The organism is Rhodanobacter sp. LX-99 (assembly GCF_018599185.1).
Classification (GTDB): domain Bacteria; phylum Pseudomonadota; class Gammaproteobacteria; order Xanthomonadales; family Rhodanobacteraceae; genus Rhodanobacter.
On record NZ_JAHFVL010000001.1, the window covers coordinates 130,778 to 153,147 of the forward strand.

Below are 22,370 nucleotides of genomic sequence, written 5' to 3' on the forward strand. Positions count from 1 at the left end.
TCTAGGCTTCCAGTTGTTCGACCAGGGCCAGCCACTCGGTTTCCAGCGCTTCCTTCTCGCGGCGCAGTTCGGTCTGGCGCTGACTTAGCCGCATCATCTCGCTGGTCGGGCCGTCGTAGGTGGCGGGGTCGGCCAGCTGAGTTTCCAGCGTGGCCAGTTCGGCATCGATCGTGGCGGCGCGGGTCTCGATCTTCTTCACCCGCTGGCGCGCGGATTTCTCGTTCTCGCGCTGCGCGGCTGCCTGGCGCCGGCGCTCCTCCGGCGAAACCTCCGCCACCTTGGCCACCACCGGCCTGGCCGTCTTCTTGTTCGCGGCGGTACGCGTCTTCAGCCAGCGCGCGTAGTCGTCCAGGTCGCCATCGAAGCTTTCCACCACGCCATCGGCGACACGCCAGAAGCTGTCGCAGACCATGCCGAGCAGATGGCGGTCGTGCGAGACCAGCACCAGCGCGCCGTCGAAGTCGGCCAGTGCATCGGCCAGCGCCTCGCGCATGTCCAGGTCGAGATGGTTGGTCGGCTCGTCGAGCAGCAGCAGGTTCGGCTTGTCCCACGCGATCAGCGCCAGTGCCAGGCGCGCCCGCTCGCCGCCGGAGAAACCATCGACCGACTCGAACGCGCGGTCGCCGGCGAAGTTCCAGGTGCCGAGGAAATCGCGCATCACCTGGTTGGCCACACCGGGCGCCTTGTCCTGCAGATGATCGAGCGCGCTGGCGCCTTCGCGCAGGCTTTCCACCGTGTGCTGGGCGAAGTAGCCGATCTTCAGGTCCTTGTGCGCCTTGCGCTCGCCGCTGAACGGTTCGAGTTCGCCGACCAGGGTCTTGACCAGGGTGGACTTGCCGGCGCCGTTCGGGCCAAGCAGGCCGATCCGTTCGCCGGCCTCGATGCTGAAACGCACGTCGGAGAGCACGATGTTCGCCACCTCGTCGGCGTGCGTAGACGGATCGGCCAGGTAGCCGGCGGCGATGTCCTCCAGCTGCAGCATCGAATCGGGCAACCGCCCCGGCGCGGGAAACTGGAAGCTGAAGGGGCGCTCGGCGCGCACCGCCTCGGTGCCGGCCAGCTTCTCCAGCCGCTTCATCCGCGACTGCGCCTGCTTGGCCTTGCTGGCCTTGGCCTTGAAGCGGTCGACGAAAGACTGCAGGTGCGCCCGCTCGGCCTGTTCGCGTTCGTGCGAAATCTGTTGCTGGCGCAACTGCTCGGCGCGCAGGCGTTCGAACGCGCTGTAGTTGCCGGTATAGAGCTTGGCCTTGCCGTCGTTGAGATGCAGCGTGTGGGTGATCACGCCGTCGAGGAATTCGCGGTCGTGCGAGATGATCAGCAAGGTGCCCTGGTAGCGGCGCAGCCATTCTTCCAGCCACAGCACGGCGTCGAGATCGAGATGGTTGGTCGGCTCGTCGAGCAGCAACAGGTCGGAGGGGCACATCAGCGCGCGCGCCAGGTTCAGCCGGCCGCGCCAGCCGCCGGAGAATTCCTTCACCGCGCGCTCGTGCGTTTCCGGCGGGAAACCCAGGCCATGCAGCAGGCGGCCGGCGCGGGCGCGGCCGTCGTAGCCGTTCAGTTCCTCGATGCGGTGATGCGCCTTCGCCATCGCCTCCATGTCGCCGCGATCGCCGGCATCGGCCTCGTCGCGCATCGCGGCAGCCAGCTCCTCGTCGCCGCCCAGCACGTAGTCGATCGCCGCGTCCGGCAGCGCCGGGGTTTCCTGTGACACCGAGGCCAGCCGCAGCCTGGCCGGCATGTCGAGATCGCCGGCATCGCTCTCCAGGCTGCCCTGCAGGGCAGCGAACAGGCTGGATTTGCCGCAGCCGTTGCGGCCGATCACGCCCAGCCGCCAACCGCTCTGGATCACCAGGTCGATGTCGGAAAGCAGCAGCCGGCTGCCGCGGCGCAAGGCGAAATGTCGAAAGGAAATCATGAAAAGCCTGGATCGGAACGGGGCAGGCAGTCGCCCGCAGCCGCCCATGATAGCGGCGATGGCGCTATTCTCGGCGAACCGCCTGGTGCCGCCGCGCGATGACGAATGCCGAACCCATCGCAATCGGCGGCCATCGGCATGGCGCAGCACAAGCGGTTCTGCTACAACGACGCCGCATACAGCCTTGTATGGAGAGGGGAGCCATGGTCAAGTTCACGAGCAGTTTGCCGATCGTCGTCATGCTGGCCGCTGCCGGCCTTGCCACGCCACAGCCGGCCAGTGCGGCGCAATCGCGGACGGAACATGGCGACAGCCTGCTGATCCATCGCGTACAGCAGGAAAAGGACATGAACCTGCCCCGCCGCGGGCTGAGCATGGCGCAGGTCGAGAAGACCTGGGGCGCGCCGCAGCGCAAGCTTTCGCCTCGCGGCGGCGACACGAAGAAGCACCCGCAGATCAACCGCTGGGAGTACTCGAACTTCATCGTGTATTTCGAGCACAGCCACGTGATCCATGCGGTGCTGAACACGCCGGCAGGCAACAACACCGATCCGGCGGCCGTCAACTGAGCTGACTTCCAACCGACGCGGCCCGTGGCGACACGGGCCGCGTCGTTCGTGTGCGCGGCCCTCGCGTCGTACAATTTGCGGCCCTCACCTGCACGAGATCGCCCAGCATGACCGACCACTCCTTGCGCCTGCCGGCGGAATGGGAACCGCAGGCCGCCGTGCTGATCGCCTGGCCGCACGCCGGTACCGACTGGGCCGAACGCCTAGCCGCGGTGGAAACCACCTACGTGGCGCTGGCCGCGGCGGTGACACGGTTCCAGCGGCTGGTCATCGTGGTGGCCGATGCCGCGCTGAACGCCCACGTGCAGTCGCAACTGCGTGACGCCGGCGTGGATCTCGCGAAGATCCGCTTCGTCGAATTGCCGTACGACGACACCTGGCTGCGCGATTCCGGCCCGATCACCCTGATGGGCGGCGAGGCCGCCGATTCCCGACGATATTTCCAGCTCACCGATTTCCGCTTCACCGGCTGGGGCGGCAAGTTCGACGCCGAGCAGGACGATGCGCTCGTCGCCGGCCTGGTCGACGCCGGCGTATTCGGCCATGCCGCGCACAAACGCATCGACTGGGCACTGGAAGGCGGCGGCATCGAGAGCGACGGCGCGGGCAGCGTGCTCACCACCTGGCGCTGCCTGGTGCAGCGGCATCCGGAACAGTCGCGCGAGGAGATGAGCGCGATCCTGCGCGACAGCCTGCACGCCGAGCGCGTGCTGTGGCTGGACTACGGCTACCTCGAAGGCGACGACACCGACGCGCACATCGACACCCTCGCCCGCTTCGCCCCGGACGAGCGCATCGTGTTCCAGGCCTGCGACGACCCTGGCGACCCGCACCACGACGAACTGCAGCGGATGGCCGCCGAGCTGGCCGCGCTGCGCACCGTCGATGGCCGCCCGTACCGGCTCTACCCGCTGCCGTGGGCACAACCCATCCTCGACGAGGGTCGACGGCTCGCCGCGTCCTATGCGAACTACCTGATCGTCAACGGCGCCGTGCTGGTGCCCGCCTACGGCGACAAGGCGGATGACGAGGCCGCGCGCATCATCGGCAGTGCGCACCCGGGCCGCGAGGTGGTGCAGGTGCCGTGCCACCCGCTGATCTGGCAGAACGGCAGCCTGCACTGCATCACCATGCAGCTGCCCGCCGGGCTGGCCTGAGCCGCATCGGCTAAACTGTACGGCCTGTCACACTTGGCTACACGCCGAGGATTCACGCCGATGATCCGCAAGACCCTCAAGGTCGCGCTGCTGCAGGAAACCGACCGCGGCAGCCGCGACGCCAACCTGGACGCCATCGAAGCCGGCCTGCGCGAAGCCGCCGCGGCCGGCGCCGAACTGGTGCTGCTGCAGGAATTGCACAACGGCCCGTACTTCTGCCAGCACGAGTCGGTGGAGATCTTCGACCAGGCCGAGAGCATCCCCGGCCCGGGCACCGCACGCATCGGCAAGCTGGCCGAGGAGCTGAAGCTGGTCGTCGTCGCCTCGCTGTTCGAGCGCCGCGCCGCGGGCCTGTACCACAACACCGCGGTGGTGTTCGACCGCTCGGCGGCGATCGCCGGCACCTACCGCAAGATGCACATCCCGGACGATCCGGCGTTCTACGAGAAGTTCTACTTCACCCCGGGCGACCTCGGCTTCGAGCCGATCGACACGTCGGTCGGCCGCCTCGGCGTGCTGGTGTGCTGGGACCAGTGGTATCCGGAGGCGGCCCGCCTGATGGCGCTGGCCGGCGCCGAACTGCTGCTCTACCCCACGGCGATCGGCTGGGACCCGAACGACGAGCAGGCCGAGAAGGATCGCCAGCGCGACGCGTGGACCACCGTGCAGCGCGGCCATGCCGTGGCCAACGGCCTGCCGCTGCTGTCGTGCAACCGCACCGGCTTCGAGGCCGATCCGTCGGGCGTGGGCGCCGGCATCCAGTTCTGGGGATCGAGTTTCGCCGCCGGTCCGCAGGGCGAGTTCCTGGCCCAGGCCGGTACCGATGCGCGCGAGCTGCTGCTGGCCGAGGTCGACCTGGCGCGCAGCGAGCACGTGCGGCGGATCTGGCCGTTCCTGCGCGACCGCCGCATCGATGCCTACGCCGACCTGCTCAAGCGCTTCCGTGACTGAACCTGTATTTTTGTGATCGTCCTTGATCGCGAAGATCAAAAGGCAGCCATCCATGGCCGCACTTTCAAGTTTCGGCTTGTTCCGCATGGCCGTCGTCCCCATGCTTGGATTCCCCCTACGACCGGCCTGCTGACCGCATGAGCGTTCCCGAAACCGAAATCACCGCGTTGCCTGCCGCCTTGCGGGGCCAGCCGATCGAGCGCGTGCAGCGCGACGGCGTGGAATACGTAGTGCTGGGTACCGCGCACGTCTCGCGCAGCAGCATGGAGGCGGTCGATGCCTTGCTGGCCAGCGAACGCTTCGACGCCGTGGCGGTGGAACTGTGCGACAGCCGCGCGCAGAGCATGCGCGATCCGGAAGCATTCAGGCAGTTGGACCTGTTCAAGGTGATCCGCCAGGGCAAGGCCGGCATGGTCGCCGCCAGCCTGGTGCTGTCGACGTTCCAGAAGCGCCTGGCCGACCAGTCCGGCATCCAGCCCGGTGCCGAGATGAAGGCGGCGATGGATGGCGCCGAACAACGCGGCCTGCCGCTGTGGCTGATCGACCGCGAAGTCGGTACGACACTCAAGCGCGCCTGGCGCAGCGTGGGTTTCTGGCAGCGCTTCGGTCTGCTCGGTGGCCTGCTGGCCAGCGTGTTCGACCGCGAGGACATCGAACAGGGCGAGATCGAGAAACTGAAACAGGGCGACCTGCTGGAAAGCGCGTTCAGCGAATTCGCCAGCGGCTCGAAGCCACTCTACGACAGCCTGATCGGCGAACGCGATGCGTTCATGGCCGCGCGCCTGCGCGAGGAAGCGGCCCGCCCGGGCACGGCGGAAAACCGCCGCGTGCTGGTAGTGATCGGCGCCGGCCATCTCAAGGGCCTCTGTACCTTGCTGCGCGAACAGCAGGACGATCCCGCCGCCAAGGTCGCCGAGCTGGCCGTCTCGCCGCCCAAGGCGCGCTGGCCGAAGTGGGTAGCCGCCGCCCTGGTGCTGCTGGTATTCGCCGCGATCGCCTGGGCGTTCCACCGCAACGCGTCGCTGGGCACGCAGGCGCTGCTGGCCTGGGTGCTGTTCACCGGCGGTTTCGCCGCACTCGGCGCGCTGGTCGCCGGCGCACACCCGTTCAGCATCACCGCCGCGTTCGTCGCCGCGCCGATCAAGCCGTTCCGTCCCGGCATTCCGGCCGGCGGCATCAGCGCGATGGCCGAAGCCTGGGTGCGCCGCCCGCGAGTGGTCGATTTCGACACCCTGCGCGACGACATCGTGCACTGGAGCGGCTGGTGGAAGAACCGCGTCGCACGCACCCTGCTGAATTTCTTCCTGGTCAGCGTGGGCACCATCATCGGCGAGTACAGCGCCGGCATCCACATCTTCAAGAGCCTGTTCTGACCACGGCTGCGGCAGCAAAGGCGCATGTTACGATGCGCGCCGCCTGCAGGCTCCCTGCAAACGCGCTTCGATGTCCGGCCCGGGTGGCGAAACTGGTATACGCAAGGGACTTAAAATCCCTCGGCCTCACGGCCATGCGGGTTCGATCCCCGCCCCGGGCACCAATAACCGCTTGATGCCCGATCAAACGATGGAGTGCGGCGAATGTCGCCGCACTCCACGATGACGCCTGGCCTGGATCAGGCCGCCGCATCCTTCAGCTTCTTCAGCGGGCGGATCTTGACCTTGACCGATGCCGGCTTGGCCGCGAACCACTGCTCTTCCTTGGTGAACGGGTTGATGCCCTTGCGCTTCGGCTTGGCCGGCACGCTCACCGCGGTGATCTTCAGCAGGCCGGGCAACTGGAACGAACCGGCGCCCTTCTTGTGCACGGAACCGGCGACCGCGCCTTCCAGCGCGGCGAGCACGGCGCGAACGTCTTTGGCGACCACGCCACTGGCTTCCACGATGTGCGCTACCAGGCTGGACTTGTTCAGGACTTCCTTGATCGGCTTGGGTGCAGCCGATGCGGCCTTGGCCTTGGGTGCCGGCTTGCTCTTGGCCGCTGCTTTCTGCGTCTTTGCCATGAATTTCCCCCTCGTCTACGTGGTGATGGATTGTTTGCATGCCTCACGGCACGCTGAATGTAGGGGAATTCAGCGGTGCCGCCAACGGGTCGGACAATAAAAGACGTTTCCCGGTCGCAAAATCTTCAGCCATACGGACGAAAGTGCTCACTACTTCGTGCAATCTGGCGTATGCCGGCCAGATGGACCGACAACAAAAAACCCGCCATCGGCGGGTTTTCGGGGCTGGCTGGCAGCCGGTTGCGCAATGGAGGCCTAGGTCGGAATCGAACCGGCGTACGCGGATTTGCAGTCCGCTGCATGACCACTCTGCCACCAGGCCATTGCTTCGTGAAGCGCGACCATGATGATCGCAGGTTGCCTCTAAAAAACAAAACCCCGGAAAGCCGAGGTTCTGCATTGAAACTGGAGCGGGAAACGAGACTCGAACTCGCGACCCCGACCTTGGCAAGGTCGTGCTCTACCAACTGAGCTATTCCCGCATCGGAGCCGCGAATCATAGCAGAACGCAGTCACTTGTGAATAGCTGCGACAGCGCTTTTCGACCCGGATTCCAGCGCCCTGCCCAGTCCCTGCAGGCCGCTGAAACGGCAAGGCCCCGAACGGATCGGGGCCTTGTCTGCAAACTGGAGCGGGAAACGAGACTCGAACTCGCGACCCCGACCTTGGCAAGGTCGTGCTCTACCAACTGAGCTATTCCCGCATTGGAGCCGCGCATTCTAATACGTGAAAGCGGATCGTCAAGCCCGTGCCGATCGGGCCATGCCCCCGGCACTCAGATATCGTCCTTGTCCACGGACGCCTGTCCCGGCGTACCGCCGCTCAGGATCGGCCAGGCGGCGCGCAGGTAGTACAGGCCCGACCAGATCGTGAGCACGCCGGCGATCACCAGCAAGGCCTCGCCGATGTGGTACAGCCGCAGCGCTTCGGCGGCTTTCTCGTGCTGCACGATCAGCACTACCAGCGCGACCATCTGCATCACCGTCTTCAACTTGCCGATGAAGGCGACCTTGACGGTGGCGCGCATGCCGATCTCGGCCATCCACTCGCGCAGCGCGGACACGCTGATCTCGCGCCCCACGATCACCGCCGCGGTCACCGCCATCAGGACGCCCGGCCAGCCGCCGCGATGCGACTCGACCAGCAGGAACAAGGTCACCGCCACCATCAGCTTGTCGGCGACCGGATCGAGGAACGCGCCGAACGCCGACGTGAGGTTCATCCGCCGCGCGAGATAACCATCGAGCCAGTCGGTGACCGCAGCCAGCACGAACACGATCGCCGCGGTGATGTTGTGACCCGGAAACGGCAGGTAGAACACCACCACCATGACCGGCAGCAGGGCAACGCGGAAGAGGGTCAGCCAGGTCGGCAGGTTGATGTGCATGGTTCGTTCCAGTGGTTTGCGCCAGTTTCGCATGCCGGCACGCCACTGCCGAGTGAAAGCGCTCGCCAATGCTCAGCCATGCAGGCTGGCGTAGATGCGTTCGGCCAGGCCGCGGTCGATGCCCTTCACCTGCATCAGTTCCTCGACGCCCGCGCGCTCCAGCCCCTGCATGCCGCCGAACGCCTTCAGCAAGGCGGAACGCCGGCGTGCACCGATGCCCGGCACGTCCTCCAGCACGCTGCGCTCGCGCGCCTTCTCGCGCCGCTTGCGATGGCCGCTGATCGCGAAACGATGCGCCTCGTCGCGTACCGCCGCGACCAGATGCAGTGCGGGCGACGACGACCCCGGATGCAATTCGCGCCCCGAGTCGGCGAGCACCAGCGTTTCCTCGCCGGCACGCCGGCCCGGGCCCTTCGCCACGCCCACCACTTCGATGCCGTCGACGCCGAGCTCCTTCAACACGTCCAGCGCCTGCGCCACCTGGCCGCTGCCGCCGTCGATCAGCAGGATGTCGGGACGCGCGCCCTCGCCTTCGGCCACCTTGCGGAAGCGTCGGGTCAGCGCCTGGTGCATCGCCGCGTAGTCGTCGCCCGGCGTGATGCCGGCGATGTTGAAGCGGCGGTAGTGCGATTTCTCCGGACCTTCCGGCCCGAACACCACGCACGAGGCTACGGTCAGCTCGCCCATCGTGTGGCTGATGTCGAAGCACTCGATGCGCCGCGGCGGCGCCGCCAGCCCGAGCGCCTTCTGCAGGTCGTCGAAACGCGTGCCCAGGGTCTGCCGGCTGGCCAGCCGCGCGGTCAGCGAGGCCTGCGCGTTGCGCTCGGCCATCTGCAGGAACTGCGCGCGCTCGCCGCGCACGCTGGATTTCAGCTCTACCCCATGGCCGGCATGCTGGCCGAGCAGTTCGGCGAGAATCTCCTGGTCGGCCAGCGGTTCGCCCAGGATCAGCTCGCGCGGCACCGGCCGGTCCAGGTAGTACTGCGCGATGAACTGCGCCAGCACGTCGGCCGGCTCGGCATCCAGCGGCAGGCGCGGGAAGAAATCGCGCGTGCCCAGGCTGATGCCGTTGCGGAAGAACAGCACGCTGACGCAGGCCATGCCCGCCTCGATGCGGCAGGCGATCACGTCCATGTCGGCGCTGGCGCCCTGCACGTGGTGCTGCGCCTGCAACTGGCGCAGGGCGGCCACCTGGTCGCGCAGTTTCGCCGCGCGTTCGAACTGCAGCGCCTTGCTGGCCTGCTCCATCGCCTCGGCCAGCTCGTCGATCACTGCGTTGCTGCGCCCTTCCAGGAACATTTCCGCATGGCGCACGTCGCCGCGGTAATCCTCCACGCTGATCAGCCCCACGCAGGGCGCGCTGCAGCGGCCGATCTGGTACTGCAGGCAGGGCCGCGTGCGGTTGCGGAAGTAGCTGTCCTCGCACTGGCGCACCTTGAACAGCTTCTGCATCAGGCTGAGGCTTTCGCGCACCGCGTAGGTGCTCGGGTACGGCCCGAAGTAGCGCCCTGGCAGGTTCTTCGCGCCGCGGTGGAAGGCCAGCCGCGGGTAGTCCTCGCCGCCGGACAGGTAGATGTACGGGTAGCTCTTGTCGTCGCGCAGCAGGATGTTGTAGCGCGGCTTGAGCGACTTGATCAGCTGCGATTCCAGCAGCAGCGCCTCGCCCTCGGTGCGCGTCACGGTGATCTCGACGCGGGCGATCTGCGCCACCATCGCCGCGATGCGCGGCTCCATGTGCGGCTTCAGGAAATAGCTGCCGACGCGCTTCTTGAGGTTGCCGGCCTTGCCCACGTAGAGCAGCTCGCCGGCCGCGTCGAAATGACGATAGACGCCGGGCGAGGAGGTCAGCGTGCGGACGAAGGCCTTGCCGTCGAAGGGGAGCGGTTGCGCGGACTGCATGGGATCATTCTAGTGGCGATGACCCATGCAGATGGAGGCTCAATGCTGCGTGCGCAACCACAGCTCCGCGCGTTCCAGGTCGGTTTCGGTGTCGATGCCTGGCGGAAACGGCTCCGGAGTCAGCCGCACCGCGATCGCGTGGCCATGCTCCAGCACGCGAAGCTGCTCCAGCGATTCGGTCTGTTCCAGCGGCGTGCGCGGCAGGCGGCTGTAGCGGTCCAGGAAGCCGGCCCGGTACGCGTAGATGCCGATGTGCCGCAGGAACGGCGAGCCGGATGGCAGCGCGTTGCGGTCGGTGGCAAACGCATCGCGCGCCCACGGCAACGGTGCCCGGCTGAAGTACAGCGCGCGGCCGTCGACGGCACGCACCAGTTTCACCACGTTCGGGTCGAACAGTTCCTCGGCGTCGATGATCGGTGTGGCCAGGGTCGCCATCGGCGCGTCGTCGCCGGCCAGCGCCTGCGCCACCGCGCGAATGCCGGCGGCGGGCGCAAACGGTTCGTCGCCCTGCAGGTTCACCACGATGCTGTCGGCGGCCCAGCCGTAGTGCTGCGCACACTCCGCCAGGCGGTCGCTGCCCGAGGCGTGATCGCTGCGGGTCATGCAGACGTCCACGCCATCCTGCCCGGCCAACGCGTCGGCGATGCGCGGGTCATCCACCGCCACCACCACCTGGCTCGCGCCGGCCTGCAGGGCGCGTTGCGCCACCCGCACCACCATCGGCACGCCGTTGATCTCGCGCAGCGGCTTGGCCGGCAGGCGGGTCGAGCCGTAACGGGCGGGGATGGCGACGATGAATGGCGGTACGACATTGGACATGAGGACGATCTTCAACCAGGAGGCAAGCCTTGCCGCAACGATACATGCACGGCGCGGACAGTTCAGCCCGCACCGCGCAGCGCGAAGCCACAGCCATTGGCCAATTCCAGGAAACCGGGAAACGACGTGGCCACATGGCCACAGTCATGGATCCGTACCGGCTCGGTGGCAACCAGTCCGGCCACCGCGAAACTCATCGCGATGCGATGGTCGAGGTGGCTTTCCACCGTGCCGCCGCCGAGCCGGCCGCCGTGGATGATCGCGCCATCCGGCGTTTCCTCGATCGCCGCGCCGAGCGTGCGCAAGCCGCTGGCCATCGTGGCGATGCGGTCGGATTCCTTCACCCGCAATTCGGCCGCACCACGAACCACCGTCGTGCCGTTGGCCACCGCGGCGGCGATGAACAGCGCGGGGAACTCGTCGATCGTGTCCGGCACCAGCGCTTCGGGCAGCTCGACGCCATGCAGCGGCGCGTGGCGCACCACGAGATCGCCGACCGGCTCGCCGCCGGCCTCGCGCTCGTGCTCGACCGTGATGTCCGCACCCATCAGGCGCAGCGCCTGCAGCAGGCCGGTACGGCGCGGGTTGAGGCCCACCGCCGGCAGGCGCAGTTCGGCGCCCGGCACGATACTGGCGGCGACCAGGAAGAACGCCGCCGAGGAAAAATCCGCCGGCACTTCGACGTCGGTAGCATGCAGCGCATGGCCGCCTTCAAGTTTCGCGCGGCCCGGTGCGAACGCGATCGGCCAGCCGAACGCGGCCAGCATGCGCTCGGTGTAGTCGCGGGTCGGGTGCGGTTCGATGACTTCGGTTTCCCCGGCGGCGTACAGGCCGGCCAGCAGCAGCGCGGACTTCACCTGCGCGCTGGCCACCGGCAGTTCGTAGCGGATGCCCTGCAACGGCTGGCCGCCATGCACGTGCAGCGGCGGCAGACCGTCGTGCGTGTCGATGCGCGCGCCCATCAGGGCCAGCGGATCGGTCACCCGGCGCATCGGCCGTTTCGACAGCGAGGCGTCGCCGACCAGGGTGCTGTCGAACGCCTGTCCGGCCAGCAGGCCGGTCAGCAGGCGCATGCCGGTGCCGGCGTTGCCGCAATCCAGCGATTGCGCCGCGCCGCGCAGACCGTGCAGGCCCACGCCATGCACCACGCGCTCGCCGGCCGACGGCGTGTCGATGCGCACGCCGAGCTGCGCCAGCACGGCGGCGGTGGCGCGGGTGTCCTCGCCTTCGAGGAAGCCGCGGATGCGCGACTCTCCTTCGGCGATCGCAGCCAGCATCAGCGCGCGATGCGAAACCGACTTGTCGCCGGGCACGCGCACGCTGCCGTGCAGTGGCCGACCCGGCCGGCTGCTCCAGTCCAGGCGAACGTTCAAGGCAAGGCCACCGGGTAGGAACCCAGCACGCGGATGGTGGCGGCCGATGCGCCGATATCCTGCACCGCGGCCTGCAACGCATCGCCGTCGATATGGCCGGAAACGTCGATGAAGAACGCGTACTGCCACTTGCCGGTATGCGCCGGCCGCGACTCGATGCGGTTCAGGCTGATGCCGTGCTTCGCGAACGGGCTGAGCACGTCGTACAGCGCACCCGGCTTGTCGTTGACGGTGATCAGCAGCGAGGTACGGTCGTTGCCCGAGGGCGGAAACAGCGAACGGCCGATCACCAGGAAGCGCGTGGTGTTGTCGGCGCGATCCTCGATGCCCTTGGCCACGGTCTTCAGGCCGTAGACCTTGCCCGCCGTCTCGCCGGCGATCGCCGCTGCATCGTCGGCGTGCCGGGCCAGTCGGGCGGCTTCGGCATTGCTGCCCACCGCGATGCATTCCACGTCGGGCAGGTTGATGCGCAGCCAGGTCTTGCACTGCTGCAGCGACTGCGCGTGCGCGTAGACACGACGCACGTCTTCCAGTTGGCCGGTCAGCGAGTGCAGGCACTGGTGCACGCGCAGCTCCACCTCACCGCAAATGGTCGCCTCGGAGGTGAGGAACATGTCCAGGGTGACCTGGATCATGCCTTGCCCGGAGTTCTCCACCGGCACCACGCCGAAGTCGGCATGACCGGCGGCGACCTCCTGGAACACTTCCTCGATGCTGCCCAGCGGCAGCCCGTAGGCGGCATGGCCGAAATGCTTGCGCACGGCCTGTTCGCTGAAGGTGCCTTCCGGTCCCAGGAAGCCGATCTTCAGCGGATCCTCCTGGGCCAGGCAGGACGACATGATCTCGCGGAACAGCCGCACCATCTCGGCGTCGGACAGCGGACCCTCGTTGCGGTCCACCACCATGCGCAGCACGTGGGCCTCGCGCTCGGGACGGTAATAGTCGATCGCGGAAAGCCCCTCCCCCTTCACCTTCGCCACCGTCCGCGCATGGTTCGCGCGCTCGGAAATCAGCTGCTGGATCTGCCGGTCGATGCTGTCGATGCGTTCGCGCATCTCGCTCAACGGTGTTTTCGGATCGGTCATGCTTTGGCCGCCTGGATGGATAGAAGTCCAAATGATGAAGCGGCATCTTGCCTGAAAAATTCCGGCATTGCCCGGTCAGCCGTGCCGCTGCGCGAAATCCCGCATGAACGCCACCAGCACCTCGACGGCCTCCGGCGGCACCGCGTTGTACAGCGAGGCGCGCATGCCGCCGAGTGCCTTGTGGCCCTTCAGCGCAAGCAGGCCGGCCGCCTCGGACTCCTGCAGGAACGCGGCGTCCAGCGCAGCGTCGTGCAGGGTGAAGCGCACATTCATGCGCGAGCGCGCGGACGGTTCGATCGGATTGCGGTAGTAGCCGCCGGAGCCGTCGATGGCCCGGTACAGCAGCTCGGCCTTGGCCCGGTTGCGCTCGGCCATTGCGCCCAGCCCGCCCTGCGCCTTGAGCCACTGGAAGGTCAGCCCGGCCACGTACCAGCCCCAGGTGTTCGGCGTGTTGAGCATCGAATCGGCGGCGGCGTGCTCGGCGTAGCGGAAGATCCGCGCCATCGGCCGGCCGGCCCGCTGCAGCAGGTCGCGGCGGATGATCATCAGCACCAGGCCGGACGGACCGATGTTCTTCTGCGCGCCGGCGTAGATCAGCCCGAAGCGGCCGACGTCCAGCGGCTCGGACAGGATGTTCGAGGACATGTCCGCCACCAGCGGCGGCGCGCCGACCTCGGGCACCCCGTGGAACTCCACGCCGTGGATCGTCTCGTTCGGCGTGTAATGCACGTAGGCGGCGTTCGGATCGAGCTGCCAGCTGTCGCGCGGCGGCAGCTTCAGGTAATCGTCCGCTTCGGCGCTGGCCGCCACGTTCACCCGCACATAGGGTCTGGCTTCGCTGGCTGCCTTCGCGCTCCAGTGCCCGCTGACGATGTAGTCGGCGCTGTCGCCCTCGCCGGCCAGGTTCATCGGGATCTGCGCGAAGTGCTGGGTGGCGCCGCCCTGCAGGAACAGTACGGCGTAGTCGGCCGGGATCTGCATCAGATCGCGCAGGTCGGCCTCGGCCTGGGCGGCCATCGCGATGAAGCGCCTGCCGCGGTGGGACTGCTCCATCACCGAGGCACCGCTGCCGTTCCAGTCCAGCATCTCGCGCTGGGCGCGTTCGAGTACCGCCTGCGGCAGCGCCGCCGGGCCGGCGCTGAAATTCCAGACTCTGCTCACGTGCGCCTGCGTCCTGTCGAAGGTGTTCCGTGCATTATGGCGCGGCGCAGCATGGCGCGGTCAACCCTCGGCGGTGCTCTCAGAACCGGATCAGCAGTACCAGTGCGATGCCCAGGGCCAGCACGGCAGCGGTGACGATCAGCCACCACACTTCGCCGCTGGGGCCGGCAGCGTCTTCCGGCAGCCGTTGCGGCAACGGTTCGGCCATCGCGATCTCCGGCTCCGGCTCCATGCCCGGCCCGTCGACCACGAAGCGGTGCATCGCCACGCCAAGCTGGTCGCCGGGTTGCAAGGCCAGCTTCTGCACCGCCACGCCGTTGACACGCAGGGGGTGGCGTTCGCACGACTGGGTGGTTTCCAGCCACAGCTGGCCGTCCGCCCAGAAAATCCGCAGCGCCACGATGTCGCCCTGCGGCAGTTCCAGCGGGCAATCGCCGTGCGGCCCGAACGTCAGGCTGTCCTGCAACGGCAGCACCCGCCCGGACAGCGGGCCGGCCACGGCACGCAAGGCCACCGTGCAGCGTCCCTGTTCGGGCACGTTCAGCGGTGGGCGCCGCGCCGGGTCCTCGTCGGCGCGCAGCAGCAGGCGGCAGTCGCCCACGCTGACCACGTCGCCGGCGCGCAGCAAGGCGCGTTCGCGCACCGGCCGAGCATTGACGTGGATGCGGTCGGCCGACGGCAGCACCTGCAACACCCAGCCGCGGCGATCCTGCTGGATGCGCAAGTGATGCGGTGCCGCCTGGCTGGCGGCCAGCACCAGGTCGTTGTCGGGCGCGCTGCCGATGCGCAACTGCGTCTGCGCCCAATGGAAATCCTCACGGGCCGCATTGGGAAATTCGATACGCATGGATCAACCACTTGAAAGACCACGAAACTCTAGCATGCAGCCGCATCGCATTAAGATGTGTCTTTGCCTGGAGTCCACCATGCCCAAGATCGATATCCGCCGCCCGCACCAGTTGTCGATCGCCGAAGCCCGCGCCGTGGTCGACCAGGTGGCCGCGCGCATGCACGAGAAATTCGGCATGGATGGGCGCTGGCAGGACGACACCTTGCTGTTTTCCCGACCCGGCGTCAGCGGCTCGATCGCCGTCGGCAGCGACGCGATCCAGGTCAAGGCCGAGCTGGGGCTGCTGCTGGCGCCACTGAAAGGCATGGTCGAGCAGGAAATACGGCGCAAGCTGGACGAGCATTTCGCCTGACCGCGAGCTGGCCGGGTCCGCGTTGATGATTCTTTAACCATGCACTCATCCGTGGCATAATCGACGGCTTACGCAGCCATGACGGCTGTGCGTGAACCCCGGAACACATGGCCAAAGACGACGTCATCGAAATGGAAGGCACGGTCCAGGAGACCCTGCCGAACACCATGTTTCGTGTGCAATTGGAAAATGGGCACGTGATCATCGCCCATATTTCCGGCCGCATGCGCAAGCACTACATCCGCATCCTTACCGGCGACAAGGTCAAGATCGAAATGACCCCGTACGACCTGAGCAAGGGACGCATCACGTACCGCATGAAGTAAGTGCGGCGGTGTTGGAGGCTGCCGCGCCCGCGAGGTGGCGGCGCCGGACATGACAAAGGCGGCGCAATGCGCCGCCTTTGCTTTGCCCGGCGTTCGGCTTACTCGACCACGGCCGGCAGCTTCTCCGCCGCCTTGCAGTCGACCTTCAGCTCGCCATCCACCACGCTCAGGTGGACCACGCCGCCCTCGGCCAGCTTGCCGAACAGCAATTCGTCGGCCAGCGCGCGCTTCACCTTCTCCTGGATCACCCGCGCCATCGGCCGTGCGCCCATCTGCGGGTCGAAGCCATGCTCGGCCAGCCAGCGGCGGGCGGCGGCATCCACGTCCAGGCTCACCCGCTTCTCGGTCAGCTGGCTTTCCAGCTCGATCAGGAACTTGTCGACCACGCGCAGGATGTGCTCGAAATCGAGCGCGGCGAACTGGATGATCGCGTCCAGCCGGTTGCGGAACTCCGGCGTGAAGATGCGGCGGATCACTTCCATCGCGTCCGACTCGTGCTTCTGCTCGACGAAGCCCATGCTGCGCCGCGCGGCGATCGCCGCACCCGCGTTGGTGGTCATCACCACCACCACGTTCTTGAAGTTCGCCTCGCGGCCGTTGGTGTCGGTCAGTACGCCGCGGTCCATCACCTGCAGCAGGATGTTGAACACGTCCGGGTGCGCCTTCTCGATCTCGTCCAGCAACAGCACCGCGTGCGGATGCTTGGTCACCGCCTCGGTCAGCAGGCCACCCTGGTCGAAACCGACGTAGCCCGGGGGCGCGCCGACCAGCCGCGAGACCGAGTGGCTTTCCATGTACTCGGACATGTCGAAGCGGATCATCTCGATGCCCAGCTGCATCGCCAGCTGCTTGGTCACCTCGGTCTTGCCCACACCGGTCGGACCGGCCAGCAGGAAGCAGCCGATCGGCTTGGACGGATCGGCCAGGCCCGAACGGGCCATCTTGATCGACGCGGCCAGCGCCTCGATCGCCGGGTCCTGCCCGAACACCACCATCTTGAGGTTGCGCTCGAGATTGCGCAGCACGTCGCGATCCGACGCCGACACCTGCTTGGCCGGGATCCGCGCCATCTTGGCGACGATGTACTCGACCTCGCCCACGTCGACCGTGCCGGTGCGCTGGTCTTCCGGCAACAGCCGCTGGCGCGCGCCGGCCTCGTCGATCACGTCGATCGCCTTGTCCGGCAGCAGCCGGTCGGGGATGTGTTTCACCGACAGGTCCACCGCGGCCTTCAGCGCCTCGTTGGTATACGCCACGTGGTGGTGTTCCTCGAAGCGCGAGCGCAGGCCCTTGAGGATCTCGATACTGTCGGCCACGGTCGGCTCGACCACGTCGATCTTCTGGAAGCGGCGGGCCAGCGCGCGGTCCTTCTCGAATACGCCGCGGTATTCCTGGAACGTGGTCGAACCGATGCAGCGCAGCTCGCCGGAAGCCAGCATCGGCTTGATCAGGTTCGACGCATCCATGGTGCCGCCCGAGGCCGAACCGGCACCGATGATGGTGTGGATCTCGTCGATGAACAGGATCGCGCCCGGTTGCTTCTTCAACTGCGCGATCACGCCCTTCAGGCGTTTCTCGAAGTCGCCGCGGTACTTGGTGCCGGCCACCAGCGCGCCGAGATCAAGCGACCAGATCGTGGCGTCCTCCAGTACCTCGGGCACCTCGCCGTCGACGATGCGCTTGGCCAGGCCCTCGGCGAGCGCGGTCTTGCCCACGCCAGCCTCGCCCACGTACAGCGGGTTGTTCTTGCGCCGGCGGCACAGCACCTGGATGGTGCGCTCGATCTCGTCGGTACGGCCGATCAGCGGGTCGATCTTGCCTTCCAGCGCCAGCTCGTTGAGGTTGCTGGCGAACTCGTGCAGCGGGTTGCCCTTCGGCTCGCCGCCCTCCTCGCCCTCGCGCTCGCCGCCGGACACGCCGGCGGCCGGCTCGTCGCCGATCTTGGCGATGCCGTGAGAGATGTAGTTGACCACGTCGAGCCGGGTGATCTCCTGCTGGTGCATGAAGTACACCGCGTGCGAATCCTTCTCGCCGAAGATCGCCACCAGCACGTTCGCGCCGGTGACCTCCTTCCGGCCGGAGGATTGCACGTGATACACCGCGCGCTGCAGCACGCGCTGGAAGCCCAGCGTGGGTTGCGTGTCGCGCTCGTCGCCGGGTGGCAGCACCGGCACGGTCTCGCTGATGATGCGTTCCAGGTCGGCCGACAACCGCGGCAGGTCCACGCCGCAGGCGCGCAAGGCGCCGAGCGCCGACTGGTTTTCGGTCAGCGCCAGCAGCAGGTGCTCCACCGTCATGAATTCATGGCGCTGCTCGCGGGCCTGCTTGTAGCAATGGCCGATGGTGACTTCCAGATCCTTGCTGAACATTCGGATCGTCTCCGCTTTGCATTGTGAGCGGCCTTCAGCGCCGCAATGGGCACGAAATGGGGTCGCTCAGAGCTTTTCCATAGTGCACAACAACGGGTGCTGATGGGAACGTGAATATTCGTTGACGTGGGTTACCTTGGTTTCGGCCACTTCACGGGTAAAAACGCCGCAAACGCCCCGCCCGCGGGTGTGTACGTGCAACATCACCTGCACCGCCTGCTCCTGGTCCAGGTTGAAGAAGGTACGCAGCACCTCGACGACGAAGTCCATCGGGGTGAAATCATCGTTCAACAGCAGCACCTGGAACAGCGGTGGTCGCGCCACCTCGGGCTTCGCGGTTTCCAGCGCCAGGCCGCGGCCGCTGTCTTGCTCATGTTCGGGTTCGTGGGCCATGGTTTCTTGGAGTGTGATCTCTGGTTCGAAGTATACGCCGCGGTGCCGCTTCCACCCCGCAGAGGTGTGACAAGGGAGGTGATGGCACAATGGCTGCTTTTCCAGCCCCCGCTCGCACCGCCATGGCCGATTCCACCATCCCCGCCGAGATCTGGCGCCCGCACGTCACCGTCGCCTGCGTGGTGGCCGATGGCGAGCGGTATTTGATGGTGGAAGAAGAGGTCAACGGCCGGCTTGTCTACAACCAGCCGGCCGGCCACCTGGACGACGGCGAAAGCCTCGCCGCGGCGGCCTTGCGCGAAACGCTGGAAGAAACCGGCTGGACGGTGGAACTGCAGCACCTGATCGGCGTGCACCAGTGGCGCAGTACCGAGCACGGCGACGCCGTGGTCCGCTTCAGCTTTGCCGCCCATGCGGTGAGCCACGACCCGGACCGCCCGCTGGATACCGACATCCGCCGCGCACTGTGGCTCACCCGCACCGAGATCGCCGCGCTGGGCGACCGCCTGCGCAGCCCGATGATCCTGCAGAGCATCGACCTCTGGCTGGGCGGACAGCGGCTGCCGCTGTGTGCGCTGAGTCATCTACCTGAAGGCGGCATGCCATGAAGGTGATGCTGGGCATTTCCGGCGGCGTCGACTCCTCGGTCGCCGCCCTGCTGCTGCAACAGGCCGGCTACCAGGTGGAAGGCCTGTTCATGCAGAACTGGGAGGAAGACGACCGCAGCGGCCCCTGCACCACCGACGCCGACCGCAAGGATGCCGTGGCCGTGTGCGGCCGGCTCGGCATCCCGTTCCACGCGCGCAACTTCGCCGCCGAATACTGGGACGGCGTGTTCGAGCACTTCCTTGCCGAGTATCGCGCCGGGCGCACGCCGAACCCCGACGTGCTGTGCAATCGCGAGATCAAATTCAAGACCTTCCTCGACGAGGCCCGTGCCCTGGGCGCCGACAGGATCGCCACCGGCCACTATGCCCGCGTCGACTGCAGGGACGGCCGCTACCGGCTGCTGCGCGCGGTGGACGCGGCCAAGGACCAGAGCTACTTCCTGCATGCGCTGGGCCAGCAGCAACTGGCTGCCACGCTGTTCCCGCTGGGCGGGATCGAGAAGCCGCGCGTGCGCGAGATGGCCCGCGCGGCGGCCCTGCCGACTCATGCGAAAAAGGATTCCACCGGCATCTGCTTCATCGGCGAACGCGATTTCCGCGGCTTCCTGTCGCAGTACATCCCGGCCCGTCCCGGCGAGATGCGCACCCCCGACGGCGAACTGATCGGCGAACACCAGGGCGTGATGTACTACACCCTGGGCCAGCGCAACGGGCTGGGCATCGGCGGCCGCCACGGCGCCACCGGCGAAGCCTGGTACGTGGTCGGCAAGGACGTGGCGGCGAACGTGCTGTACGTGGCCCAGGGCGGCGAGAACCACTGGCTGTACTCGCATCGGCTGCTGTCGGAGACGCCGACCTGGGTCGATGGCGCCGCGCCCTCCGCCCGTTTCCGCTGCACCGCGCGTACCCGTTACCGCCAGGCCGACCAGGCCTGCATGGTCAGCGTGACCGACGCCGGCCTTGAGGTACGCTTCGACGAGCCCCAGCGTGCGGTTACCCCCGGACAGTCGGTGGTCCTCTACGATGGCGAAGCCTGTCTCGGCGGCGCGGTGATCGCCGCCACCGATGCGCCTTACGGCGGCCTGCTGCCGGCATTCGCTCCGACTTCCACATCCCCAGCAAGAGAACCGGCATCCCGTGTTTGAAACTTTTTCCATGACTGAAGAGCGCGTGATCGCCCTCGCCGGCCTGTTCCAGGCCTGCGCGCTGGCGCAGCAGCTGGCCAACGAAGGGCGCTGCGACGAAGCCGCGATGGAAGCCAGCGTGGCCAGCGTGTTCCGCATCGATGCGCCTTCGGTGGTCGGCGTGTACGGCAACATCTCGAACGTGCGGCTCGGCCTGCGTACCCTGATCGCACAGCTGGACGAAAGCACCCCCGACATGTCGGTGACGCGCATGACGGTGACCGTGATGCGGCTGGAGCGCAGCCTGTCGGCACGCGCGGACCTGCTCGATAAACTGCAGCAGGGCATCGTTGCCGCGCAGCGGCAGGTCGAGCATTTCGGCCAGGACTCCAGCCAGGTCAACAGTCGGCTGGCCGAGGTCTATGCATCCACCCTGTCGATCCTCAAGCCGCGCGTGATGGTCAGCGGCAACCCGCAACAATTGCAGCAGACCGCCGTGGTGGAAAAGGTGCGCACCAACCTGCTCGCCGCCGTGCGCTCGGCGGTGCTGTGGCGGCAGCTCGGCGGGCGCCAGTGGCAGCTGCTGCTGTACCGGCGCCAGTGCAGCATGCTGGCCCGCGGCCTGCTGACCGGAGCCACGCTGGACAATCGCTGACGGCGGCGGAAAAGCAAACGGCGGGCTGATGCCCGCCGTTTTCCGTCCATGGGTGGAACTCCGTTGCGATAGACCGTCCGTCACTCGTTCCGCGCAGGCAGCATGCCGCCTGCGCATTGCATCAGAATGACACTTCGCCGAACACGCCGATCTCGTTGGTCTTGGTGTTCTGCACGTGTGGCGGCACCGGCGTGGCGACCGACTTGTCGACCTTGCCGTGTTTCCACACGCCGGCCAGCTTGAAGCCCTTGGTCACCTGGTACTCGACGCCGGCGTTGTAATAGGTGTCCTTGGCGTCGCGGTCCAGGCTCTTGCTGAGCTTGGCGCTGTCGTAGCGGGCGAACAGGTTCACGTTGTCGGCCACCGCCACGCTGCCCCACAGCGAATAACCGTCGGCCTTGTCGGCGAGCGGGCTGAGCACGTTGTTCCAGTTCTTCGCGGTGAAATACTCGGCGCCTAGGCGGAAGGCCTTGCTGGCGTAGGCCAGCATGAAGTCGCCGCGCTCGGCGGTATGCACCGCGTCGATGTTCTCGGTTTCCTGGCCACGGTGGCCGCTGTAGCCGCCGACCGCCACGACCATGTTCTCGAACGGCACGAAGCCCACGCGGCCTTCGAAGTCCACGCCCTTGCTGCGGCCCGGGTTCTTGTAGCCGTTGCCATTGACCACCGACACCGCGTAATTGAGCGACTTGCTGGCGCCGATGTCGCCGCCCAGGTGCAGGCCCCAGTCGGCCGAGGTACCGTACTTCAGGCGGTCGATCAGGGTGTTCTCGACGTAGCGGAAGCCGTAGTACTTCTCGGCGAACGGAACCCACGGCATGTCGGCCGAACCGATACGGAACACCGCGGCGTCGTCGAACTTGCCCTGCACATAGGCCTTCTTGACGAACAGGCTGGTCTGGCCGTCGCTGCTGGAGTAGTTGAAGTCGGTGGTGAGGTTGGCCGACCAGATGTCGTTGAACTTGTGGTCGACGCCGAGGTAGAAGCGCTTCACGTCCAGGCCGATGCCGGACTTGTCGCTCTTGCCCTTGTCGCTGTTCTTGTCGTCGATGCTGGTGAAGTCGAAGAACATCTTGCCCGACAGCGTGGTGTTGTTGATCGCCTTCTCCAGCGCGGCGAGCTTCTTGTCGCTGGCCGTGGTCACGTTGGTGGCCTTCTCCACCGCCTGGCCGGTGCTGACGTTGATGTCGGACTGTGCGTCGGTGCGCTGCTCCAGTTCCTCCACCTTGGCCTGCAGCGCGGCCAGTTGTGCCTTCAGCTGCTCGACTTCGCTGCTGCTGGCGGCGGCCGTCCTGTTCTGCGCCGGTGCCGCGGAGGCGGCGAAACTGGTCAGGCCAAGGCCGGCGGCAATCGCCACCGCAATCAATTTGGAACGCAT

At 67.0% G+C, this 22,370-nt stretch carries 21 protein-coding genes and 4 tRNA genes; 10 read left to right on the plus strand and 15 right to left on the minus strand.

What is annotated here, in order from left to right; all coding sequences use genetic code 11:
• Position 1: 1 nt before the first annotated feature.
• Entirely contained in the window at positions 2-1,915 is a 1,914-nt protein-coding gene (locus KK131_RS00625; RefSeq protein WP_214554507.1) for an ATP-binding cassette domain-containing protein, read from the minus strand.
• 203 nt (positions 1,916-2,118) lie between these two features.
• Between KK131_RS00625 and KK131_RS00630 the strand changes: the two genes are divergently transcribed.
• The 5 genes from KK131_RS00630 (at position 2,119) to KK131_RS00650 (ending at position 6,129) form a co-directional block, all read left to right on the plus strand.
• Positions 2,119-2,484, plus strand: a complete 366-nt coding sequence (locus KK131_RS00630; RefSeq protein WP_214554509.1) for a hypothetical protein — start codon at positions 2,119-2,121, stop codon at positions 2,482-2,484.
• 107 nt (positions 2,485-2,591) lie between these two features.
• On the plus strand, positions 2,592-3,641 hold the full coding sequence (locus KK131_RS00635; RefSeq protein WP_214554511.1) for an agmatine deiminase family protein: 1,050 nt from the start codon (positions 2,592-2,594) through the stop codon (positions 3,639-3,641).
• 60 nt (positions 3,642-3,701) lie between these two features.
• On the plus strand, positions 3,702-4,592 hold the full coding sequence (locus KK131_RS00640; RefSeq protein ID WP_214554514.1) for a carbon-nitrogen hydrolase: 891 nt from the start codon (positions 3,702-3,704) through the stop codon (positions 4,590-4,592).
• Between the two features lie 137 nt (positions 4,593-4,729).
• Positions 4,730-5,965: a TraB/GumN family protein gene (locus KK131_RS00645; protein WP_214554516.1), complete on the plus strand. Its 1,236-nt coding sequence runs from the start codon at positions 4,730-4,732 to the stop codon at positions 5,963-5,965.
• A 77-nt stretch (positions 5,966-6,042) separates the two neighbouring features.
• Positions 6,043-6,129, plus strand: a tRNA-Leu gene (locus KK131_RS00650).
• Between the two features lie 75 nt (positions 6,130-6,204).
• On the opposite strand, the gene KK131_RS00655 is transcribed toward KK131_RS00650, so the two are convergent.
• The 11 genes from KK131_RS00655 to KK131_RS00705 form a co-directional block, all read right to left on the minus strand.
• The gene (locus KK131_RS00655; RefSeq protein ID WP_214554518.1) at positions 6,205-6,591 is read right to left on the minus strand and encodes an HU family DNA-binding protein; all 387 of its coding nucleotides are present in this window, start codon (positions 6,589-6,591) and stop codon (positions 6,205-6,207) included.
• Positions 6,592-6,839: 248 nt separating this feature from the next.
• A tRNA-Cys gene (locus tag KK131_RS00660) sits at positions 6,840-6,913 on the minus strand.
• Between the two features lie 84 nt (positions 6,914-6,997).
• Positions 6,998-7,073, minus strand: a tRNA-Gly gene (locus KK131_RS00665).
• Positions 7,074-7,218: 145 nt separating this feature from the next.
• A tRNA-Gly gene (locus KK131_RS00670) sits at positions 7,219-7,294 on the minus strand.
• A 72-nt stretch (positions 7,295-7,366) separates the two neighbouring features.
• A complete protein-coding gene (pgsA, locus tag KK131_RS00675; protein ID WP_214554520.1) occupies positions 7,367-7,978 on the minus strand; it encodes a CDP-diacylglycerol--glycerol-3-phosphate 3-phosphatidyltransferase in 612 nt (203 codons plus the stop codon).
• A gap of 72 nt (positions 7,979-8,050) precedes the next feature.
• Entirely contained in the window at positions 8,051-9,877 is a 1,827-nt protein-coding gene (uvrC, locus tag KK131_RS00680) for an excinuclease ABC subunit UvrC (protein ID WP_214554521.1), read from the minus strand.
• A 39-nt stretch (positions 9,878-9,916) separates the two neighbouring features.
• Complete coding sequence (gene kdsB, locus KK131_RS00685; RefSeq protein ID WP_214554522.1) at positions 9,917-10,696, minus strand: 3-deoxy-manno-octulosonate cytidylyltransferase; 780 nt, start codon at positions 10,694-10,696, stop codon at positions 9,917-9,919.
• Positions 10,697-10,758: 62 nt separating this feature from the next.
• Entirely contained in the window at positions 10,759-12,069 is a 1,311-nt protein-coding gene (aroA, locus tag KK131_RS00690; RefSeq protein ID WP_214554523.1) for a 3-phosphoshikimate 1-carboxyvinyltransferase, read from the minus strand.
• Positions 12,066-13,154 carry a prephenate dehydratase gene (pheA, locus tag KK131_RS00695; RefSeq protein WP_214554524.1) on the minus strand — a complete coding sequence of 363 codons (1,089 nt, stop codon included), beginning with the start codon at positions 13,152-13,154 and terminating at the stop codon, positions 12,066-12,068. The genes aroA and pheA overlap by 4 nt, the downstream gene beginning before the upstream one ends.
• Positions 13,155-13,229: 75 nt before the next feature.
• On the minus strand, positions 13,230-14,315 hold the full coding sequence (gene serC, locus KK131_RS00700; RefSeq protein ID WP_214554525.1) for a 3-phosphoserine/phosphohydroxythreonine transaminase: 1,086 nt from the start codon (positions 14,313-14,315) through the stop codon (positions 13,230-13,232).
• 79 nt (positions 14,316-14,394) lie between these two features.
• On the minus strand, positions 14,395-15,162 hold the full coding sequence (locus tag KK131_RS00705; RefSeq protein ID WP_214554526.1) for an FHA domain-containing protein: 768 nt from the start codon (positions 15,160-15,162) through the stop codon (positions 14,395-14,397).
• 79 nt (positions 15,163-15,241) lie between these two features.
• Between KK131_RS00705 and KK131_RS00710 the strand changes: the two genes are divergently transcribed.
• Positions 15,242-15,517, plus strand: a complete 276-nt coding sequence (locus KK131_RS00710; protein ID WP_214554528.1) for a polyhydroxyalkanoic acid system family protein — start codon at positions 15,242-15,244, stop codon at positions 15,515-15,517.
• Positions 15,518-15,624: 107 nt separating this feature from the next.
• Complete coding sequence (gene infA, locus KK131_RS00715) at positions 15,625-15,843, plus strand: translation initiation factor IF-1 (RefSeq protein WP_007508585.1); 219 nt, start codon at positions 15,625-15,627, stop codon at positions 15,841-15,843.
• 98 nt (positions 15,844-15,941) lie between these two features.
• Here infA and clpA read toward each other — a convergent pair whose 3' ends face one another.
• Together clpA and clpS are read right to left on the minus strand one after the other, a co-directional pair.
• A complete protein-coding gene (clpA, locus tag KK131_RS00720) occupies positions 15,942-18,212 on the minus strand; it encodes an ATP-dependent Clp protease ATP-binding subunit ClpA (RefSeq protein ID WP_214554530.1) in 2,271 nt (756 codons plus the stop codon).
• Between the two features lie 66 nt (positions 18,213-18,278).
• On the minus strand, positions 18,279-18,605 hold the full coding sequence (gene clpS / locus KK131_RS00725; protein ID WP_056385807.1) for an ATP-dependent Clp protease adapter ClpS: 327 nt from the start codon (positions 18,603-18,605) through the stop codon (positions 18,279-18,281).
• 122 nt (positions 18,606-18,727) lie between these two features.
• On the opposite strand from clpS, the gene KK131_RS00730 reads away from it, so the two are divergent.
• From KK131_RS00730 to hflD, 3 genes are read left to right on the plus strand one after another with little or no spacing between them, the layout of a single operon-like run.
• Positions 18,728-19,213 carry an NUDIX hydrolase gene (locus tag KK131_RS00730; protein WP_214554532.1) on the plus strand — a complete coding sequence of 162 codons (486 nt, stop codon included), beginning with the start codon at positions 18,728-18,730 and terminating at the stop codon, positions 19,211-19,213.
• Positions 19,210-20,358, plus strand: a complete 1,149-nt coding sequence (gene mnmA / locus KK131_RS00735) for a tRNA 2-thiouridine(34) synthase MnmA (RefSeq protein WP_214554534.1) — start codon at positions 19,210-19,212, stop codon at positions 20,356-20,358. The genes KK131_RS00730 and mnmA overlap by 4 nt, the downstream gene beginning before the upstream one ends.
• A gap of 10 nt (positions 20,359-20,368) precedes the next feature.
• A complete protein-coding gene (hflD, locus tag KK131_RS00740) occupies positions 20,369-20,992 on the plus strand; it encodes a high frequency lysogenization protein HflD (RefSeq protein ID WP_214554536.1) in 624 nt (207 codons plus the stop codon).
• 121 nt (positions 20,993-21,113) lie between these two features.
• On the opposite strand, the gene KK131_RS00745 is transcribed toward hflD, so the two are convergent.
• Positions 21,114-22,370: a porin gene (locus KK131_RS00745; protein WP_214554538.1), complete on the minus strand. Its 1,257-nt coding sequence runs from the start codon at positions 22,368-22,370 to the stop codon at positions 21,114-21,116.

What these genes read in the sequence shown, in the direction of transcription:
- KK131_RS00625 (WP_214554507.1), bottom strand. Translation starts at nt 1,915, where the DNA reads ATGATTTCCTTTCGACATTTCGCCTTGCGCCGCGGCAGCCGGCTGCTG.
- KK131_RS00630 (WP_214554509.1), top strand. Translation starts at nt 2,119, where the DNA reads ATGGTCAAGTTCACGAGCAGTTTGCCGATCGTCGTCATGCTGGCCGCT.
- KK131_RS00635 (WP_214554511.1), top strand. Translation starts at nt 2,592, where the DNA reads ATGACCGACCACTCCTTGCGCCTGCCGGCGGAATGGGAACCGCAGGCC.
- KK131_RS00640 (WP_214554514.1), top strand. Translation starts at nt 3,702, where the DNA reads ATGATCCGCAAGACCCTCAAGGTCGCGCTGCTGCAGGAAACCGACCGC.
- KK131_RS00645 (WP_214554516.1), top strand. Translation starts at nt 4,730, where the DNA reads ATGAGCGTTCCCGAAACCGAAATCACCGCGTTGCCTGCCGCCTTGCGG.
- KK131_RS00655 (WP_214554518.1), bottom strand. Translation starts at nt 6,591, where the DNA reads ATGGCAAAGACGCAGAAAGCAGCGGCCAAGAGCAAGCCGGCACCCAAG.
- pgsA (WP_214554520.1), bottom strand. Translation starts at nt 7,978, where the DNA reads ATGCACATCAACCTGCCGACCTGGCTGACCCTCTTCCGCGTTGCCCTG.
- uvrC (WP_214554521.1), bottom strand. Translation starts at nt 9,877, where the DNA reads ATGCAGTCCGCGCAACCGCTCCCCTTCGACGGCAAGGCCTTCGTCCGC.
- kdsB (WP_214554522.1), bottom strand. Translation starts at nt 10,696, where the DNA reads ATGTCCAATGTCGTACCGCCATTCATCGTCGCCATCCCCGCCCGTTAC.
- pheA (WP_214554524.1), bottom strand. Translation starts at nt 13,154, where the DNA reads ATGACCGATCCGAAAACACCGTTGAGCGAGATGCGCGAACGCATCGAC.
- KK131_RS00705 (WP_214554526.1), bottom strand. Translation starts at nt 15,162, where the DNA reads ATGCGTATCGAATTTCCCAATGCGGCCCGTGAGGATTTCCATTGGGCG.
- KK131_RS00710 (WP_214554528.1), top strand. Translation starts at nt 15,242, where the DNA reads ATGCCCAAGATCGATATCCGCCGCCCGCACCAGTTGTCGATCGCCGAA.
- infA (WP_007508585.1), top strand. Translation starts at nt 15,625, where the DNA reads ATGGCCAAAGACGACGTCATCGAAATGGAAGGCACGGTCCAGGAGACC.
- clpA (WP_214554530.1), bottom strand. Translation starts at nt 18,212, where the DNA reads ATGTTCAGCAAGGATCTGGAAGTCACCATCGGCCATTGCTACAAGCAG.
- clpS (WP_056385807.1), bottom strand. Translation starts at nt 18,605, where the DNA reads ATGGCCCACGAACCCGAACATGAGCAAGACAGCGGCCGCGGCCTGGCG.
- KK131_RS00730 (WP_214554532.1), top strand. Translation starts at nt 18,728, where the DNA reads ATGGCCGATTCCACCATCCCCGCCGAGATCTGGCGCCCGCACGTCACC.
- mnmA (WP_214554534.1), top strand. Translation starts at nt 19,210, where the DNA reads ATGAAGGTGATGCTGGGCATTTCCGGCGGCGTCGACTCCTCGGTCGCC.
- hflD (WP_214554536.1), top strand. Translation starts at nt 20,369, where the DNA reads ATGACTGAAGAGCGCGTGATCGCCCTCGCCGGCCTGTTCCAGGCCTGC.
- KK131_RS00745 (WP_214554538.1), bottom strand. Translation starts at nt 22,370, where the DNA reads ATGCGTTCCAAATTGATTGCGGTGGCGATTGCCGCCGGCCTTGGCCTG.